At 70.8% G+C, this 1,888-nt stretch carries 2 protein-coding genes and 2 pseudogenes; 3 read left to right on the forward strand and 1 reads right to left on the reverse strand.

Annotated features, from left to right (window positions below; translation table 11 throughout):
- A pseudogene (locus C6N75_RS21890) lies at positions 1-217 on the forward strand (hypothetical protein); the annotation flags it as partial.
- An 8-nt stretch (positions 218-225) separates the two neighbouring features.
- Complete coding sequence (locus tag C6N75_RS21895; RefSeq protein WP_105870610.1) at positions 226-741, forward strand: O-acetyl-ADP-ribose deacetylase; 516 nt, start codon at positions 226-228, stop codon at positions 739-741.
- A 55-nt stretch (positions 742-796) separates the two neighbouring features.
- Here the strand turns inward: C6N75_RS21895 and C6N75_RS21900 are convergent, their stop codons facing one another.
- Entirely contained in the window at positions 797-1,249 is a 453-nt protein-coding gene (locus tag C6N75_RS21900; protein ID WP_105870611.1) for a lamin tail domain-containing protein, read from the reverse strand.
- Between the two features lie 394 nt (positions 1,250-1,643).
- Between C6N75_RS21900 and C6N75_RS31130 the strand changes: the two are divergent.
- Positions 1,644-1,888 (forward strand): annotated as a pseudogene (locus tag C6N75_RS31130) (S1 family peptidase); the annotation flags it as partial.

The following is a 1,888-nucleotide window of genomic DNA, read 5'->3' on the forward strand; positions in this document are numbered from 1 at the left end:
CGCCCGCAACGCCAACTACGTCGGCGGCGACATCGCCTGCGGCGCCGCCTCCGGGCTCCAGCTCCTGCTGCGCCCCCGCCCGACCCTGTTCCCCTACCGCACCCCGCACCCGGCGGTCTTCCTCTGCTCCTCGGCGACCCCGCCGGGACCCGGGGTGCACGGCATGTCCGGCCACAACGCGGCCAAGGCCGTCTGGCGCCACCTCAGGAAGGGCTGAGCGACGTCATGGAGATCGTCCTGGTACGCGGCGACATCACCGAGCAGCAGGTGGACGCGGTCGTCAACGCCGCCAACTCCTCGCTGCTGGGCGGCGGCGGAGTGGACGGCGCCATCCACCGCAAGGGCGGTCCACAGATCCTGGCCGCCTGCCGAGACCTGCGCGCCGGGCACTACGGCAAGGGGCTGCCCACCGGCCGGGCCGTCGCCACCACCGCCGGCCGGCTCCCGGCCCGCTGGGTCGTGCACACCGTCGGCCCGGTGCACTCGCGGAGCGAGGACCGCTCGGAGCTGCTGGCCTCCTGCCACCGCGAGTCCCTGCGGGTCGCCGCCGAACTCGGCGCGCGCAGCGTGGCGTTCCCCGCCATCTCCACCGGCGTCTACCGCTGGCCGGTCGAGGACGCGGCCCGGATCGCCGTGCAGACCGTGCGGGAGGCCGGCGCCTCCGGGTGTTCCGTCGAGGAGGTCAGGTTCGTGCTCTTCGACGCACCCGCCTACGAGGCGTTCGCCGCGCAGGCGGTCTGACTTCCGGATTCCGGGGGGCCGTCGCGGACCGCCCCCCGGGACCCCGGCTCCTGCGTCAGCAGGTGACGTAGTCGACCCGGGTGGAGTCGTAGGAGCAGCTGTCGACGCGGGTGCCGTTCGCCTTCTTGAGGGTGGCGGTGTCCCGGTCGTTGTTCCACACGTACGCGCGGCGCTGCTGGTACAGGTTGGCCGAGGTGTTGCTCCCCTGGCCGGTGCGGATGGTCACCGTCTTGCCGCGGCCCAGGCTGTAGGAGCCGAAGGTGTACTTGTGGTCGGCGGCGTCCGTGACCGTCCAGCCCCGCAGGTTCACCGCGGCGTTGGTGGTGTTGCGGACCTGGACGTACTCCGCGTTGAGGCTGGCGTTCGACCGGCTGTCGGTGCCCGGGCTGTCGTAGTAGATCTTGGCGAGGTGCACGGAGCCGGCGGCCTGTGCGGGCGTGGGCATCGAGACGATGCCCATCGCGGCCACGGCAGCGGTCGCCGCGGCGATGGAGCGGATACGCAGCATGAATGTCCCTTGTTCACAGCCGGGCACCCCCCAATTCGGGCCCGGCGGAGGCTCAGCGTAAGCGATCAGCGGTCCCTCCGCAGGCAGATGATCTGAAGGGGCATCAGGCCGCTGAATCCTTCATGTCGCGAAGACGCCGTACCGGCCGAACGTCTGCACGGATGTGATCCGCCGCGCTGTGAACATGTCGTCGTTGTGATCGGTGTGAAGGTCACGTGCGTCTCAGGGAATGAGACTTGTGGCTCTCGCCACCGCGTCGGAATAGTGAGCGGCCCATCCTCCGTACCGAGTCGGCGCCCCACGCACCGCCGGTACGGCCCCATAGGAAGGCGACACAGTGAACCATCGTCAGACGAACAGCAGGCGGCGGATACTCGTGGCGGGCGGAGCCGTGGTGGCTCTGGTCGGTGCGGGTGTGACGGTGCAGAGTGCGAGTGCGAGTGCGAGTGAGGACACCGGGGCGCGGGTGTTGTCGGTGTCGGCGGCGGGGTCGTTGTCGGCCTCGTTGCAGCGGGATCTGGGTGGTGGGGCGGCGGGTGCGTTCTATGACGCGTCGGCGCGCAAGCTCGTGGTGAACGTGGTGGACGAGGCCGCAGCGAAGAGGGTGCGGGCGGCGGGCGGTGAGGCCAGAATCGTGGA

It is taken from the genome of Streptomyces solincola (genome assembly GCF_002982015.1).
Classification (GTDB): domain Bacteria; phylum Actinomycetota; class Actinomycetes; order Streptomycetales; family Streptomycetaceae; genus Streptomyces; species Streptomyces solincola.

Coding starts and splice junctions, on each gene's coding strand:
- C6N75_RS21895 (WP_105870610.1), top strand. CDS start 226: ATGGAGATCGTCCTGGTACGCGGCGACATCACCGAGCAGCAGGTGGAC.
- C6N75_RS21900 (WP_105870611.1), bottom strand. CDS start 1,249: ATGCTGCGTATCCGCTCCATCGCCGCGGCGACCGCTGCCGTGGCCGCG.